The organism is Microcoleus sp. B6-A1 (genome assembly GCF_036705085.1).
In the GTDB taxonomy this organism is placed as follows: domain Bacteria; phylum Cyanobacteriota; class Cyanobacteriia; order Cyanobacteriales; family Microcoleaceae; genus Microcoleus.
Genome location: NZ_JAUBTU010000073.1, coordinates 1 through 15,438, shown reverse-complemented (window position 1 = coordinate 15,438; position 15,438 = coordinate 1). Strand labels below are relative to the sequence as shown.

Genomic DNA, 15,438 nt, shown 5'->3' with positions numbered 1-15,438 from the left:
TTATCGCACAAATCTCCTCTTGTAGAGACGCCACGAACCGCATCTCTACAAATAATCTCCTTACAATCGGCAAGTTTGCCGCGCCCTTTCATCCTCCGGTTCTTGCCACCCAAAAGCAAAATGACTTACCGCATTAATTTGCGGAGTCGCCGAGCGAATTGCCGCCATTTGAATCTCCAAAGACGGCCGATTTTTCAGAGGTTTTCCCCAATCTCCAGCAATGGCAGGAATGATTTTTGCTCCCGGAGGCGCTAAACTTACTGTCCGCTGCACTTGTGGGACAATGCAGCTTACATCCCCGCAATTTCCGTAAGACATGGCGTGGAATTCTACAGCAGCCGGAAAGCTGTCCCAAGGCTGCAATCTCGAATCATATCCCCCTTGATTTATCGCTTGATTTGCAGTGGGAAAAAACACCGCTCCTACAGGAATTCCCATCCTTTGAGCTGGCTGAATAGCTAGTCCAAAAAAATCTAAAATCCCTTGGACGGCGTGAGCAACGCTTAGTTTCCACAGGTCTTTTTGCAGAATGCCGGTATCGGGAAGCCGCAGTGTCGGTGTCGGTTTTGGTGTCGGAGTTGTAGGGTTTGGCTTGTTAGCGGCGGGAGTTGTTGAGGCCGATCTTGATGTGGCATTCTCCCTTTTAGAAGGTGGAGTTGCTACTGACATCACCTGCGGAATTCGACCCTGCCAAAGAGGTTCTCGCTCAGTTGGATACTGTTTGACTACTGCTTGAACGTCATTAGGATTGATAAATCCCTTAGTCAAATATCGCTGAATTAAATCTCGCCCTTGCTGATTGCTAGCCCGCTGCAAAAGAACTTGCTGCGATGCTGGGCCGTAAATCCACAAGTCTTGAACTTTGGTAGCAACTGAAGCGGGTCCGATGCCCCGTAGATAGCGAATGTAGTCGAACAACATTCCTTGGGGCTTGCGCTTGACTATTTGATTTACTAACAAAGTATAGTCTTGCCGTGCTTGTGGGTTGTACGGATCGATAAAGGCTTGATTGCCCGGAACTTCTCCGAAGTCCTCGTTAATTGCTGCGTATTCGCTTACTGTTAAACTTGTCTGATTTTTACCGTTGATAGCGAGGGTTTGCTGTCTGTCTGAACGCTGAGCATAGCTATACCCAAAGTTCATGGTAAATAACCAGGCGTATACTTTTAAACCTCGCTGTTTACCTTTGGCGATCGCCTTTTCTAACAAATCGTATTTCTCGTAACCGCGATTTCTCACAACAGAAGGCCAAACCGTAGGATTGTCGGCTGCTGGGAGCAGCACTTGACCATCGTAAAACACTTCGACATAGACTTGGTTATAGCCTTTATTCACAACTTTGTCTAATACTCGATCGAGTTCTCCGGGTCTGACATCGCAGGGATACAAACGCAGCCAAACTGCTTGGGTTTCGGGCCAAGTTTTTTTACGGCATTCTGCTATTTCCCGCGCGTGTTTGTTCAAAACAGCAAAATATGCTTGCTGAGATTCCCGTTTTCCCGACAGCGCGGCGCGACGCAAGTCTTCTTTTTGATTGACTTGTTCTGGGGATAATTGGCAATAGGCTGATGTTTGGGCAAAAGCTGGTTGATTTCCGATAAACGGCCACACAAGTTGGCTGATGAAGCTACTGGTTAAAACAGCAGTTACCGCACTTAAAAAGCGTCGCTGGTGTTGAAAATTCGCGATGCGAGTTGGTGCAATTTTCATGGGAGAATTGAATGGGGTTTTCTGGTTTAAATTGGGTGGCGATCGCATTTTTGCGATCGCGCTCAACAAGCAGCTACAAATTTTCTACTTTTTTCCGTTGACTTAGTTATGGCACAAGTCGATCGCACAATGCAAATTCTATCTGGCGGCTATTTAAATTCAATAAGGGCGATCGGGTAAGATAAGACTCGGCGATTAAACCGTTTTGCAGTATTTTTTCACTAAATTCTGCTGAAAAAAGCGCCTGGTATAGTGGGCGCTAAAAGCAGTTGATATTTCTACTAAAAATTGTTAACACTCAAATATCAAGGATGAAAGATGAATTAGTGAAATTTATCCTTGATCCTAAATTTTGAGATTAAGCTCCTCTGTTAAGAGCAGCTTCAATCTGCTGAAATTCTGACTCAAGACGCTTTTTCAGTTTTTCAGGAACCGGACGGTTTGGATAGGAACTGTAATGTCCTGCCAAAGAGTTTAATGCCGTCCGCATTGTCGTGAAAGATGCCAGCTTGGTAAGAGCGGGATCGCGGCGGTAGGCAGCAAAAAAATCGTTGATGCTGGTGCGAGCAGCGGCTTGAGCGGCGGCTTTTTCGGGCGCGCCCTCTGGCAAAGTGAGCGCGGTTCTCAAGCTCTTCACTAATGCTAATGTGTCTTGGCCATAATCTCCACTCAGAGTGGCCGGAACATTAGTACAGCCCGCTACGCCGATGACAACAACTAATACCAGGGCTAACAGACGGGAAATGTAATGCTTCATAAGGTTTAAAAAAATGGAAGCGAAAGCTGCAATCAAAATTAACCTTTATCCTATCTCGAATTGAGGTAATAATGCCAATTTTTCAAAATCTTTGCATTGATACCATGAAACAGAAAATTTGTCAATCTAAAATCTAAAATCTAAAATCTAAAATCGATTGATTTGTCCCGCAACGACGGAGAGAATTTGGGTTTGTCGCAGCCACTGAGCATCAAAAGCGCCTAGGTGAGTTGTAGTAATCAGAGTTTGAAATCGTTCTTGAATTGTTTCTAAAAGCTGATTTTGGCGGCTCAGATCGAGTTCTGCAAGTACGTCGTCGAGCAACAGTAAAGGCGCTTCGCCGACGACTTCTTCAATAAGCTGCAGTTCGGCTAATTTTAATGCTAATACCAGAGTTCGCTGCTGACCTTGGGATGCGTATTGACGAGCTGGGGTATTGTTAATTGTAAATGTAATGTCGTCGCGGTGGGGGCCGACTAAAGTGGTTCCTTGAAACTGTTCTGCGATCGCCCTTTTTTGAATTTTCTCTAAAAATGCTTGCCGCACTCCTTCGAGATTATCTTTAGCGATAAATTCTGAACTTACTTCAATATTAGCATCGTATTTCACATCTAAAACTTCTGCTGAACCGCTAATTGAACCGTGCCAATTTCGAGCTAAAGGCATCAAACGCTCCAAAATTCGATCGCGCCTGCGGATGACGCGAGCGCCCGCTGTCGCCAACTGCGCGTCCCACAAAGCTAATTCTGAACGGGGAATTGGGAATTGGGAATTGGGAATTGGGAATTGGGCATCGGGCATTGGGAATTCTGCGATATTTTGGTCTTCGGGAGTTTCAGATCCGATAAATCGCATTTTGTCAAAACTGTCGGAAAATTCAGCTTTCCTGATTTCTTTAGAACGTTTCAACAGAGCGTTTCTCTGGCGCAAAATTTGGTTGTACTGCTGCAAAATGTGAGCGTAAATCGGTTCTAACTGGATGACAAGGCGATCGATCCAATTGCGCCTTCCTTCGGGCCCGCCCCGCACTAAGTCCAAATCCAAACAAGAAAATTGCACTACATTTAAGACGCTCAAAAAGTCTAAATGGCGGCGCAGCGGTTCACCGTTGAGCTTCAGTGTCCGACGCGCCGCAGAGCGAAGAGTTAAAGCTAAGTCGATCGCTCCGGTTTGACGTTCGAGTGTAGCATCAATTTGCCCGATCGGCTTTGAGTCGAGTATTAAATCGCGATCACGTCCTACCCGGTGGCTTTTTAATGTAGAAAGCAACTCTACCGCTTCTAACAAGTTAGATTTTCCTTGAGCGTTATTTCCTACTAAAATGGTTTTGGGAGCGTCAAACGCTACCTTTTGATCGAAATAGTTCCGAAACTGCCGTAGGTGAAGCGTTTTCAAATACATAATATTAGTAAATGGTAATTATTGGTAATTGGTAATAGAGTCATCGTGGGGTACACAATCGAGCGCCCTTTACCCGTTGACAATTGCGAGCCTTTTTTGCAATTGCAAGTTTCGCGGAGCGTGGCGCTTGCAATGACATTATAACGAAGTAATAAATGTTTAATTGTGGACTAATATCTTTAGTCTTCATAGCGATGACTTTCGCTGTGAGCCAGGGGTTTTCCACCCTGGCGAATGTTGAGAATAGTGCTAATCAGGCGAGGGCTATAGCTAATAAGGAAACATCCAGTATGCGTTAGCCCTTAACACTATTTTCGAGATTTGTAAAAGCGCACAAACAGTTTTTCCATTTCAATCCAGACAAACATCAGGGCGCTGAAACCGAAGCAAACCATCAATTCAAAAGGCGACAAATAGTGAGTGCCGAAAAATGCTCTCAGTGGCGGAACGTAAATCAGCATTAATTGCAAAGCAGTAGTAACAATCACAGCTCCCCAAACAAAAATATTAGTCAAGGGATTTAACTCGATAGTTAGCTGAGTGTTAGACCGAATTGCGATCGCGTGACCCATTTGTGCCAAACAAAGAGTTGTAAACACCATTGTTTTCCAAGCTTCGGGATCTCCAACATGGTTAGGGTTGGTGGTATATCCATAAGCCCACGACATCATCGCGATCGTCAAAATTGCAAAAATAATCCCGATGCGAATCATGTAAGAACCCAAACCCCGCGCAAAAATACTTTCTCGCGGACTGAAAGGAGGCTTTTTCATCACGTTCGGTTCCCCCGGTTCCACAGCCAAGGCCAAAGCGGGAACGCCGTCTGTTACTAAGTTCATCCACAAAATTTGCAGAGGCGTCAGCGGCACTCCTCCCAAACCGATTAAAGGTGCGGCCGCAATTGTCAAAACTTCGCCGATGTTGCTGCCCAAAATGTATTTAATAAAGCGGCGAATATTGCTATAAACCACTCGCCCTTCTTCAGCGGCGGCGACAATAGTGGCGAAGTTGTCGTCGAGGAGCACCATATCGCTAGCTTCTTTGCTGACATCGGTGCCGGTAATCCCCATGGCGATGCCGATATCGGCTTGTTTCAAGGCGGGGGCGTCGTTAACGCCGTCGCCGGTCATTGCGACAAATTTGCCCCAACTTTGCAAAGCTTGGACAATCCGCAATTTGTGTTCGGGGGAAACGCGGGCGTAAACGCTAACCTGTTCGACTTGCTGTTTGAGTTCTTCTTGGCTGAGCTTTTCTAATTCTTGACCGGTGAGAACTCGATCGCCCTCTGTTGCAATACCTAAATCGTAGGCGATGGCTTTTGCTGTCAACTGGTGGTCTCCTGTAATCATCACCACCCGAATGCCTGCATCGCGGCACTTCACCACTGCTTCCCGCACTTCCGGGCGCGGGGCGTCGAGCATACTGACGAGTCCCAGCCAAATCATGTCTTGTTCGCTGGTTTCCTCAGAACCTTCGGGCGGCAGGTTTTCCCAGATTTTGTACGCAAACCCGAGGACTCGCAAACCGCCGCTTGCCATGTTGTTGTTTTCGACGAGGATGCGATCGCGCATTTCCTGGGTTAAAGGTTGTACTCGATCGCCGACTATAATGCCTTTGCAGCGCTCCAAAGTCAACTCTGGAGAACCTTTGGTCAGCATCAAATAATTCGGCTGCTGTCCTTTTTCTGCGGGAAATCCCGAATGTCCCGATCTGCCGGGCACTTCGCAAATCACGCTCATCCGCTTGCGTTCGGAAGAAAAAGGAAATTCCGCCGTCCGTGGTAGCAATTGAGACTGTTTTTCCTTATAAATGCCTGCTTTTCCGGCTACACAAAGCAGAGCTCCTTCTGTGGGGTCGCCTAAAATCTGCCATTCTTGTTTTTCTTGTTGCAATACTGCGTCGTTGCAAACTGCACAGGCAATTAATAAAGATTCGAGTTCTGGATATTCCTCTAAATTATTAATTTTGGCCGATGTCAGGCGATCGGTAAAATCTCCGATCGGTGCATAGCCGTCGCCTGCCACGGCGACAGTGCAGTCGCCCGTAGACACTAGCTGAACAACCATTTTATTTTGAGTCAGAGTACCTGTTTTGTCAGAACAAATGGTAGTAACTGATCCCAAAGTTTCTACTGCAGGCAGTTTGCGAATCAGGGCGTTTCGCTTCACCATCCGCCTAGTTCCGAGTGCTAGAGTGACTGTCACGACTGCTGCAAGTCCTTCGGGAACCACAGCCACAGCCATGCTGAGAGAAACTTCTAACAACTCTTCAAACCTGCTCGTATCGAAACCGATGCCGCCGTTTTGGAAGGTAATCATGCCGCCGATGACGACAATTAGGACTAAGGCTAAGGCACCGGAGACTAGAACATTTCCCAACTGGCTCATCCGCTGTTGCAGGGGAGTCGGTTCGGTTTCTACTGACTGAAGCATGGTGGCAATTTTGCCCAGTTCAGTTTTCATTCCGGTGTTGGTGACGATCGCTTTTGCTCGTCCCTGAACAACTTCTGTCCCTTGAAAAATCAGGTTGAGTCGATCGCCCAAGGAAGCATCTTCGGGAAGTTCTAGATCGGCTTGCTTGGTGACTGCTAGGGCTTCCCCTGTCAAAGCAGATTCTCTGACTTGCAGATTTGATGTTTCGATCAAGCGTGCGTCTGCTGCTATTTTTACCCCAGCCTCCAACAGCATCACGTCTCCGGGTACGAGTTCCTTGGCTGCTATTTCCGAAGTTTTGCCGTCGCGCAGGACTCTGACTAGGGGGGAAGCGAGGTTTTTGAGTGCTGCGAGGGCTTTTTCAGCACTTTGCTCTTGGAAATAGCCGAGAATGCCGTTGAGTATGACGATCGCAAAAATGGCGATCGCATCTTTGGGAAAAGTATTCGATCGAAAGTCCAAAAAACCCGAAATCACGGCCACACCCATCAGCATTAACAACATGATGTTGGTGAACTGATCGACAAAAATCGACCACGGACTGCGACCTCCTGTTTCTTCGAGTTCGTTGGGGCCGTATTGCTGCAAGCGTTCTGACACCTGTTGGCTGCTCAAGCCAGCGTCTTTGTTGCTGCTTAGCTGCTGGAGAGTTTGGTCAATTGCTACGGTGTGCCAAGAAGAGGGAGAATTTGAAGACATAAATTACGATCGAGCATGGGGCAATTAGGGGACTGCGGCCGGGCAGATACAGCCGATGGATGTGGCTGATTACAGTGAGAGACTTTTAAGTTTTGAGTTCTGAATCAAAAACTGTTTAACTTGGGACTGGTTTGGGGCCGTTCGATGCCGGGGAAGCAAAAAGCTTTTAACTTCAATGCGTCTGGCGGCTCGATCGCGCCCTTTGTAGACCTATCGCTGTTTTCGTATAGTAAACGAATTCTTGTAAACTCTTAGAAGATAGCGGTAGACATTGGTAGTATGTAATAGGATAGGCTACCGTTTAAAACCAGCGCCGAAGCATCGGACTAAGCGAAAAAGTTTCGTAGTAAGCGTAACGGCTCAGCCCCCAAAAACGTAACGCATTGAATAGCGCTTTCAATATTTTGTTGAAAGCTTTGAGAGATACCTCCCTATTAGGGATCGCTAAAAGCGATGCCCGATCTGCCATACACAGTATATCGAGGCGCAATCCTGGATTTACCGGGTTAAATGTATCTGATAGCACCTATCCACCTTACTACTAAAAATTAGCAATTTCTTCGGCTTTTACCCAATGCCCAACGGCTGAGTTTAGTCTTCAAATGTTGATATTTCCGGCAAAAGCTGAGGCTCTGGCGAGGGGCTTCACAATCTTGGGGATTTTTCCCACACCGAATTTTGCAGGCCTCCTGACATTGGGCAGAATTTTTGCTTTTTTCCCTATTCCCCCAGCCTTCTATTACCAAAACTTTAATTTACTTAACACTTCTTAACAATCCCGCTTTTCCACAGAAAGCTAACAAAGGCGATCGGCCCACGGGACGGTTTGGGGGGGTTCTACCCCCAAAGCAGGGCGATCGAAGCAAACTCTTCGTTTATGAGTACCCTCGCGCATCTACCCTAGGAAGGAGATTTGCCCGCACTTGCACCCCAAATATTTACCTTCTTAGAGAGATAAGTTTCTGTAATAATTTGTAATAAACAAACGCAGGCGAGCATTGTATAAAGATTATCAGAGGGTTGAAACGACAGGCCAAAGTTAACAAAAACCCTGATTGACAAGGTTTGTCGCATCTCATAAAAGGTGTAAAATTTTCTAAGGTTTCTTAAACCTCCGTTGCAATGTAACAATAGTGCAGGTAGCGGAAAGGGAGAGATCGATGGGACCAGCAGATTAGCTGGCATCAAATTTCAACCCTTGCAGGCACTCGTAGCCTGAACAAATTTAACTTAACGGTTTTATACCGCAACCAAACTCAATTAACTCAAATAGGAGAGTTCTTTCATGTTTGACGCATTTACAAAAGTGGTTTCCCAATCAGACGCTCGCGGCGAATTTCTAGCTCCGGGTCAACTAGATGCTCTCAGCAGCATGGTTTCCGACGCTAACAAGCGGATTGATGCAGTAAACCGCATCACCGGCAACGCATCCAGCATCGTAGCCAATGCAGCTCGCACCCTGTTCGCCGAACAGCCTCAACTGATCGCTCCTGGTGGCAATGCGTACACCAACCGCCGCATGGCAGCTTGCTTGCGCGATATGGAAATCATCTTGCGCTACGTCACCTATGCAACATTTGCAGGCGACGCCAGCGTTTTGGACGACCGCTGCTTGAACGGTCTGCGTGAAACATACCAAGCTCTGGGAGTTCCCGGTGGCTCAGTTGCAGCCGGCGTGCAAAAAATGAAGGAAGCAGCAATCGCGATCGCTAACGACCCCAACGGCGTTACCCGTGGTGATTGCAGCTCGCTGATGTCTGAAATCGGCAGCTACTTCGACCGCGCTGCCAATGCAGTCGGCTAAAAATAGCCAAGCGAACCTTTCTTGTAAAGAAGCGAGCATCGCATTTTTGCAAACAATCATTTTTGTACAAAAACAACACAACATTAGGGAGAAACCAGAACAATGAAAACCCCTTTGACTGAAGCAGTAACCGCAGCCGATTCTCAAGGCCGTTTCCTGAGCAGCACTGAACTGCAAGTCGCCTTCGGACGTTTCCGCCAAGCAGCAGCAGGTTTGGAAGCAGCCAAGGCTTTGACCGCCAACTCTCAGCGCTTGATCGACGGTGCAGCTCAAGCTGTGTACAACAAATTCCCGTACACACAACAAATGCAAGGCCCTAACTACGCTTCTACCCCAACCGGTAAAGCCAAGTGCGCTCGCGACATCGGCTACTACCTCCGCATGGTCACCTACTGCTTAGTTGCAGGCGGCACCGGTCCGATGGACGAGTACCTGATTGCAGGTGTTGACGAAATCAACCGGACATTTGAATTGTCTCCTAGCTGGTACGTTGAAGCTCTCAAGTACATCAAAGCCAACCACGGTCTGAGTGGCGACGCTGCAACTGAAGCAACTTCCTACATCGACTACGCAATCAACGCTCTGAGCTAGATTTGCGTGATGCCCGGAATTGTAAGCTGCTGTTAGCTTAAGTGTTAGCGGTTGTTTAGAATTCCGGGCATCTGCGATCTAAGCCTAGTTTTGCAAATACTTTTTTAAGCAGTTTTCAGTTTTTAAAGCAAAAAAGGGAGAAGCGAAGATGGCGGGATTAGGTGCAGCAGAACGGTTGGGAATAAAAGCATTTGAAGAAGCGGGACGAGTAGAACTTCGCCCCCACTGGACGCAAGACGATGCGAAAGCAGTAATTCGCGCGGCTTACAGCCAAGTTTTCGGGAACGAGTATTTAATGTCGAGCGAACGACTTACCAGTGCTGAATCTCTGCTGCTGCAAGGGCAGATTTCAGTGAAAGATTTTGTGCGGTCAATTGCACATTCCGAAACTTATCGGAAAAAGTTTTTTTATCCGAACTCGCAAACGCGCTTAATCGAGCTTAATTATAAGCATTTGTTGGGCCGCGCTCCTTACGACGAGTCGGAAATTGCTTTCCACGTTGATTTGTACAATGCAGAAGGCTACGAAGCTGAAATCAATTCTTACATTGACTCAGTTGAGTATGAAGAAAATTTTGGCGAAAGTATAGTGCCTTACTATCGCGGTTTCGCGACCCAAAGAGGTCAAAAAACCGTCGGTTTTAACCGGATGTTTCAATTGTACCGGGGTTTTGCTTCTAGCGATCGCGCCCAAAACCAAACCCAAGCCCGGCTGACTTGGGAAGTAGCGAGAAATATGGCTTCGCCGATATACACGGCCTCCACCGGAAAAGCCCTGGGCGGGACTTCCGGGGGTTCTCGCGACCAACTCTACCGAGTCACCGCAATGCAAGGTTCGGCTAAGTTTTCGCCCCAAGTGCGGCGGACAACTACCGAATATCTCGTGCCTTACGAGCAACTTTCGAGCCGCTTGCAGCAAATCAACAAACGTGGCGGCAAAGTGGTAAGTATTACCACAGCTTAAAGTTTGTGTATTGACGTTTTTTTGAAACGTCTTTAGCAAATTAGGACTAAGGATAAAAAATTCTTCAATTTTATGTGTATAGGTAAGGTGTGCAGTGCACACCCTACTTTGAGGCATATTATCCTTAGTCCTAAAAATTTCAAGTGCAACCAAGCATTAAACTTTTGTCATTAATAATTTAGGAGAAAATCTGGTGGCGATTACAACAGCAGCGTCCAGACTAGGAACATCCGCATTGAGCGATGCGCCGAAGGTAGAACTGCGCCCGAACTACAGCAAAGACGACGTTGAAACTGTGATTCGTGCGGTTTACCGTCAGGTGCTGGGCAACGACTATTTAATGAAATCCGACCGACTTACAAGTTCCGAGTCTTTGCTGCGGGACGGCAGTTTGACGGTACGAGAATTTGTACGCGCTGTAGCTAAGTCAGAACTGTACAAAACCAAGTTTTTCTACAACAGCTTCCAAACTCGGACGATCGAACTAAACTACAAACACTTGCTCGGTCGCGCTCCCTACGACGAATCTGAAGTAGTTGAGCATTTAGATTTGTACCAAACACAAGGCTACGACGCTGATATTGATTCTTACATTGATTCAGTAGAGTATCAAGAAAACTTCGGCGAAAGTATCGTACCTTACTACCGCGGCTTTAACACCCAGCGTGGTCAAAAAACCGTCGGTTTTACCCGGATGTTCCGGTTGTATCGCGGCTATGCAAACAGCGATACATCTCAACTAGAAGGCAATAACTCTCGCTTAGCTGTCGAACTCGGCACTAACAGCGCTACGGCTGTAGTTGGGCCTTCTGGCGGTAACGAAGGTTGGGCATATCGGCCTTCTGCCAGAAACGTAACTCCCAGCAGCACTTTCGGCGGCGCTGCTGCTTACGGCAAAGAAGGGCGGCTGGTGCGCGTGGAAGTTTCGGGAATTCGCACGGGCGGCTATCCCAGCGTGCGCCGCAGCAGCAAGGCTTTCATCGTACCTGTTGAGGAGTTGTCCTCGCAAATGCAGAAATTTCAACGCATGGGCGCGAAAATCGCCAGCATTACTCCAATTTAGTTAGTTGGCAGTTGGCAGTTGGCAGTTACTAGCTTTTAGTCAACAGTCAACAGTCAACAGTCAACAGTCAACAGTCAGAATTACCAATTACCAAGAAGCTTATGTTGGGTCAAATTGTAGCTGGAAAAAGTGGCAATACAGCTTCGGCTAGTCGCTGCTTTCGGTATGAAGTTGTGGGCTTGCGCCAAAGCGATGAAACAGATAATGTGGATTATTCGATTCGATCGAGCGCGAGTACATTTATCACTGTGCCTTACAATCGGATGAATCAAGAAATGCAGCGGATTACTCGCATGGGCGGGAAAATTGTCAGCATTCATCCTTTAAACGCGGGTGCAGAATCATCCCATGACTCATCCCATGAATCATCCCACGATCACCAATAGTTTGGTTGCAGGGGCGATGAAAATCGCTCCGACACAAGCTAGAAGGGGCGATGAAAATCGCTCCTAGACAAACTTTCGTCCACTCCAAGCGGACTAAGAGTTAATGTAACCCGCCCCGGCGGGTTTTGTCTGTTTAGTAGCGATTTTAATCGGCCAGTTTCCCTAACCCTTGCAGGTTTTTTCTGGATAGCAGCCATTTCAAGAGCCGAATAACTAATAACTAATAACTAATAACTAATGACTATGAATTATTACGAATCCGACTCACCGCCGGCGGGTGTAGCTGAGGGCGAGTCTTTAACTGTTGAACAGGCGATCGCAAATTTGCACTCCCAAGATTACAGTCTCCGGTATTATGCTGCTTGGTGGGTGGGCAGATTTCGAGTCAAGGAACCGGCAGCTATTGCAGCTTTAATTGCCGCATTGGAAGAAGAGTCAGAACAAACAAAAATCGGCGACTATTCCCTATTACGAAATGCGGCGCGGGCTCTGGGTAAATTGGGCGACAAACAAGCCTTACCTGCTTTGATTCGCTGTTTGGAATGCGCTGATTATTACGTGCGGGAAGCAGCCGCTCAAGCTCTAGAAATGCTGGGCTATCGCGATTCTATTGAGCCCCTAATGAAGCTATTGGATGGGGGCGTAGCTGTGGCTGTGCGAGTGCCAGGAAAATCGCACCTCGTGCAACCTTACGACTCGGTAATTGAAGCTTTGGGAACCCTGCAAGCGACAGAAGCAATACCCCTAATTTCACCTTTTTTAGAACATTCTGTGGAGCGGGTGCAGTACGCTGCGGCGCGGGCGATGTATCAGCTAACTGGTGAGCGGGTTTACGGAGAGCGGTTGGTAAGTGCTTTGAATGGGGCTAATTTGCAGTTGAGGCGATCGGCTTTGATGGACTTGGGGGCGATCGGCTATTTGCCGGGAGCGCAAGCTATTTCTGAAACTTTAGCAGAAAATAGCCTGAAATTGATTGCGCTCAAAGGAGTTTTGGAGCATCACCTCAATCAACAAGAATCTCTATCTTTATCAGATGAGGCTATCCGCGTTATGGATTTAATGGATAGTTTACTGTGAAAAAAATTAGTTCACAACTGAAATAGGATTGCTGTAGAGATTCTCAATTGTCTGCCCTACATTCAGGAGACAGCACATTTCAGGAGACAGCGCCGTGCTGTTGGCCTACCGCATATCTGTATTTCATGGAGTTGAGAACTATTTGATCGGTTTGATCCGCGTGAATCTATGACCGATTATTTGATGGAATGAGGGAGGGGGCTTTAGGTACTAATTATTATAAATTTCAGTGAAAATACTGAGGTTTGTAGCTGTAGTTGGTGAAACCGAACTGTTAAAATAATATTACCATCTGGATGAGTTTTCAGTTAAAAAAGTTTGGGTTTTGACTGCGGGCGATCGCGGAATGCTGGGAGATGGTTGTGTAGCGGCTAGAAGTATAAATCGGGGGATTCACCATGAGCAACGACGCTTTTGAAGTCCAGGTGCAACATTTTGCAGCGCTGAAGTCCAAGTATCAAGCAACAAAATATGAAGATTCATCTCCCTCTAGTCTTCTGTATCTCATTCTGCGAAAAGCTGATTTAGAATTGGAAATTACTAAATTTGAGTGGATTTGGTTACAAGAGCATGAGCTTTTGGAAACAAGAAAAGCTATCGAGCAAGAGCCACAACGTAAGAAGGAAGAACCCAAAAAACTCGATGCTAAATTTTCTCAACTCAAGTCTAAGTTTAAAGTAACCAGAGGGGTACCCATGTCCAGTGCTTTGTATCCTATCCTTTGGAAACTTGAATCAGAAAATCAGCTAACTAACTTAGAAGTTAAATATCTCCAACAAGTACACGGGCTTACTGAAACAGTTGCTATCGTTGAAGATATGGCGCGATTTGCTGCACTAAAGGCTAAGTACCGAGCCACAAAACATCAAGACTCATTGCCTGAAAGTCATCTCTATCAAATTTTGAATAAACTAGAAGCTGAAAAACCGTTAAATGATTCAGAGGTTAAATGGCTGAAGAAACAAGAACTATTTGACACCCTGGGAATTCTTCAAGAAAAAGAAGCTGTAAGAGAAGCTGAGTTTGCCCAACTCAAGGATAAGTACAAAGCTAGTGAATACCCAGAAACATCTGTATCAAGTCCGTTGTATCCCATCCTGAAAAATCTTGAGGCAGATAAGCAGTTGAGCGAGTCAGAACTTAACTGGCTGGAAGAGCATCAACTTAGCGAAACGCTTAGCATTGTTTTGGAGATGGAACAAACACGGCACTTTGCTGAACTGAAAGTTAAGTATAAAGCTACTACTTATGAGGATTCATCCCTCTCTAGCCATCTGTATAAAGTTCTCAAAAAAATTGATTTAGAAAATCCGCTAGGTGAGCCGGATATTAACTTTCTGAAAAAGCGTAAACTAACTGAGACAATTACTCTGGCGCTTGACAAATATGCTGCTAGTCTCAAGTCCAAAATTCAAGCGGGAGAGCAGTTGAGTGAGGCTGATTTGGATTGGGTGAAACAGAATGGACGTGATGATGTAATTACTTTTGCTATTGAAAACTATGTTGCTAGTCTGAAATCCAAAATTCAAGCGGGAGAGCAGTTGAGTGAGGCTGATTTGGATTGGGTGAAACAGAATGGACGTGATGATGTAATTACTTTTGCTATTGAAAACTATGTTGCTAGTCTGAAATCCAAAATCCAATCGGGAGAGCATTTAAGTGAGGCTGATATTGATTGGGTGAAACAGAATGGACGTGAGGATGTAATTACTTTTGCCCAAGAAAAGGAATTTGCTGCTCTCAAGGTCAAGTATCGGATTATAGATCGTGATTTCCCTTTCGATCCGTTTTACGCAATCATGGTCAAATTGGAGAAAGAAGAGCGTCTAGATCCTGTGTTAGTTGTTCAGTTAATACAACAGAAACTTTTAGCTAGTCATGGAAGGATTGCTATTGCCTACCACAGGCTTGAAGCGCGTTTCTATGAGGAGGAATATGAGCGCACTGGAAATAAATGGAACTTGCCCAACGCCAGCAGTCATTGGCGCAAGGCAGATGAACCGGAAAGTGCATTGCAGGTGACAGAAAATCTGGACTTCGACCAAATCAAAGAAAATAAGCTCAAGTCCGCTTTGCTAACAACGAGGGGCGGTGCTTTCCGAGATATTGATAAATTAGATGATGCACAAAAGTGCGCGCTCAAAGCTATTGAGTATCAGCCTCAGAGTCATCATCCTTACACTTTGATGGGAGCTATTTGTTTTGAGCGGAGTCAATTTTCAGAGGGTGAGCGTTGGTTTAACGAGGCAATTAAACGCGGTGCTGAATCAGAAGATATAGATTCCGAACTCAAGCAGGTTGTCAAAAATGCTAAGGATGAGAAGCGTCGGGAAGTTGTGGAATATCTGCTGCAAAAAAATCCGCAGCGCTATGCTTGGGCTAAGTCTTATCGGAAGCGCCAAGGCGGTGAGGATGCACAGCGCAAGAATTCCTAGCGCGGGTATCGAGTCGAGTTTTTTGCGGATTCGACTCTTTAACTAAGGATCGCGAATTAAATAACTTACAATTTTAATTGTTATTGTGGGATGGGCGTCCCGCCCGTCCAAAAAGGACG

Annotated in this window: 11 protein-coding genes; 7 read left to right on the top strand and 4 right to left on the bottom strand. The window is 46.3% G+C overall.

Annotated elements, in window-relative coordinates; all coding sequences use genetic code 11:
• Nucleotides 1-60: 60 nt before the first annotated feature.
• The 4 genes from QUB11_RS22985 to QUB11_RS22970 form a co-directional block, all read right to left on the bottom strand.
• Entirely contained in the window at nucleotides 61-1,710 is a 1,650-nt protein-coding gene (locus tag QUB11_RS22985) for a family 10 glycosylhydrolase (protein WP_333206147.1), read from the bottom strand.
• 358 nt (nucleotides 1,711-2,068) lie between these two features.
• On the bottom strand, nucleotides 2,069-2,467 hold the full coding sequence (gene psb27 / locus QUB11_RS22980) for a photosystem II protein Psb27 (RefSeq protein ID WP_006631261.1): 399 nt from the start codon (nucleotides 2,465-2,467) through the stop codon (nucleotides 2,069-2,071).
• Nucleotides 2,468-2,614: 147 nt separating this feature from the next.
• Nucleotides 2,615-3,868, bottom strand: a complete 1,254-nt coding sequence (locus tag QUB11_RS22975; RefSeq protein ID WP_333206149.1) for a DNA replication/repair protein RecF — start codon at nucleotides 3,866-3,868, stop codon at nucleotides 2,615-2,617.
• A gap of 308 nt (nucleotides 3,869-4,176) precedes the next feature.
• Complete coding sequence (locus tag QUB11_RS22970) at nucleotides 4,177-6,999, bottom strand: cation-transporting P-type ATPase (protein WP_333391821.1); 2,823 nt, start codon at nucleotides 6,997-6,999, stop codon at nucleotides 4,177-4,179.
• 1,285 nt (nucleotides 7,000-8,284) lie between these two features.
• Between QUB11_RS22970 and QUB11_RS22965 the strand changes: the two genes are divergently transcribed.
• The 7 genes from QUB11_RS22965 (at nucleotide 8,285) to QUB11_RS22935 (ending at nucleotide 15,319) form a co-directional block, all read left to right on the top strand.
• Nucleotides 8,285-8,803 carry a phycocyanin subunit beta gene (locus QUB11_RS22965; RefSeq protein ID WP_333283214.1) on the top strand — a complete coding sequence of 173 codons (519 nt, stop codon included), beginning with the start codon at nucleotides 8,285-8,287 and terminating at the stop codon, nucleotides 8,801-8,803.
• Nucleotides 8,804-8,905: 102 nt separating this feature from the next.
• Nucleotides 8,906-9,394 (top strand): phycocyanin subunit alpha, encoded by a 489-nt coding sequence (gene cpcA, locus QUB11_RS22960; protein ID WP_172185445.1) that lies wholly within the window; start codon nucleotides 8,906-8,908, stop codon nucleotides 9,392-9,394.
• Between the two features lie 148 nt (nucleotides 9,395-9,542).
• Nucleotides 9,543-10,358, top strand: coding sequence for a phycobilisome linker polypeptide (locus tag QUB11_RS22955; protein ID WP_333391820.1), 816 nt, complete (start codon nucleotides 9,543-9,545; stop codon nucleotides 10,356-10,358).
• 193 nt (nucleotides 10,359-10,551) lie between these two features.
• Nucleotides 10,552-11,421, top strand: coding sequence for a phycobilisome linker polypeptide (locus QUB11_RS22950; RefSeq protein WP_333391818.1), 870 nt, complete (start codon nucleotides 10,552-10,554; stop codon nucleotides 11,419-11,421).
• 101 nt (nucleotides 11,422-11,522) lie between these two features.
• Nucleotides 11,523-11,807, top strand: coding sequence for a phycobilisome linker polypeptide (locus QUB11_RS22945; protein WP_333206152.1), 285 nt, complete (start codon nucleotides 11,523-11,525; stop codon nucleotides 11,805-11,807).
• Nucleotides 11,808-12,044: 237 nt separating this feature from the next.
• Nucleotides 12,045-12,884, top strand: a complete 840-nt coding sequence (locus tag QUB11_RS22940) for a HEAT repeat domain-containing protein (RefSeq protein WP_333391816.1) — start codon at nucleotides 12,045-12,047, stop codon at nucleotides 12,882-12,884.
• Between the two features lie 398 nt (nucleotides 12,885-13,282).
• Complete coding sequence (locus QUB11_RS22935; RefSeq protein WP_333391815.1) at nucleotides 13,283-15,319, top strand: hypothetical protein; 2,037 nt, start codon at nucleotides 13,283-13,285, stop codon at nucleotides 15,317-15,319.
• The last annotated feature ends 119 nt before the right edge of the window (nucleotides 15,320-15,438 follow it).

Excerpts from the sequence above, each read along its gene's own strand:
- QUB11_RS22955 (WP_333391820.1), top strand. The coding sequence starts at position 9,543 with ATGGCGGGATTAGGTGCAGCAGAACGGTTGGGAATAAAAGCATTTGAA.
- QUB11_RS22985 (WP_333206147.1), bottom strand. The coding sequence starts at position 1,710 with ATGAAAATTGCACCAACTCGCATCGCGAATTTTCAACACCAGCGACGC.
- cpcA (WP_172185445.1), top strand. The coding sequence starts at position 8,906 with ATGAAAACCCCTTTGACTGAAGCAGTAACCGCAGCCGATTCTCAAGGC.
- QUB11_RS22940 (WP_333391816.1), top strand. The coding sequence starts at position 12,045 with ATGACTATGAATTATTACGAATCCGACTCACCGCCGGCGGGTGTAGCT.
- QUB11_RS22965 (WP_333283214.1), top strand. The coding sequence starts at position 8,285 with ATGTTTGACGCATTTACAAAAGTGGTTTCCCAATCAGACGCTCGCGGC.
- psb27 (WP_006631261.1), bottom strand. The coding sequence starts at position 2,467 with ATGAAGCATTACATTTCCCGTCTGTTAGCCCTGGTATTAGTTGTTGTC.
- QUB11_RS22935 (WP_333391815.1), top strand. The coding sequence starts at position 13,283 with ATGAGCAACGACGCTTTTGAAGTCCAGGTGCAACATTTTGCAGCGCTG.
- QUB11_RS22945 (WP_333206152.1), top strand. The coding sequence starts at position 11,523 with ATGTTGGGTCAAATTGTAGCTGGAAAAAGTGGCAATACAGCTTCGGCT.
- QUB11_RS22975 (WP_333206149.1), bottom strand. The coding sequence starts at position 3,868 with ATGTATTTGAAAACGCTTCACCTACGGCAGTTTCGGAACTATTTCGAT.
- QUB11_RS22970 (WP_333391821.1), bottom strand. The coding sequence starts at position 6,999 with ATGTCTTCAAATTCTCCCTCTTCTTGGCACACCGTAGCAATTGACCAA.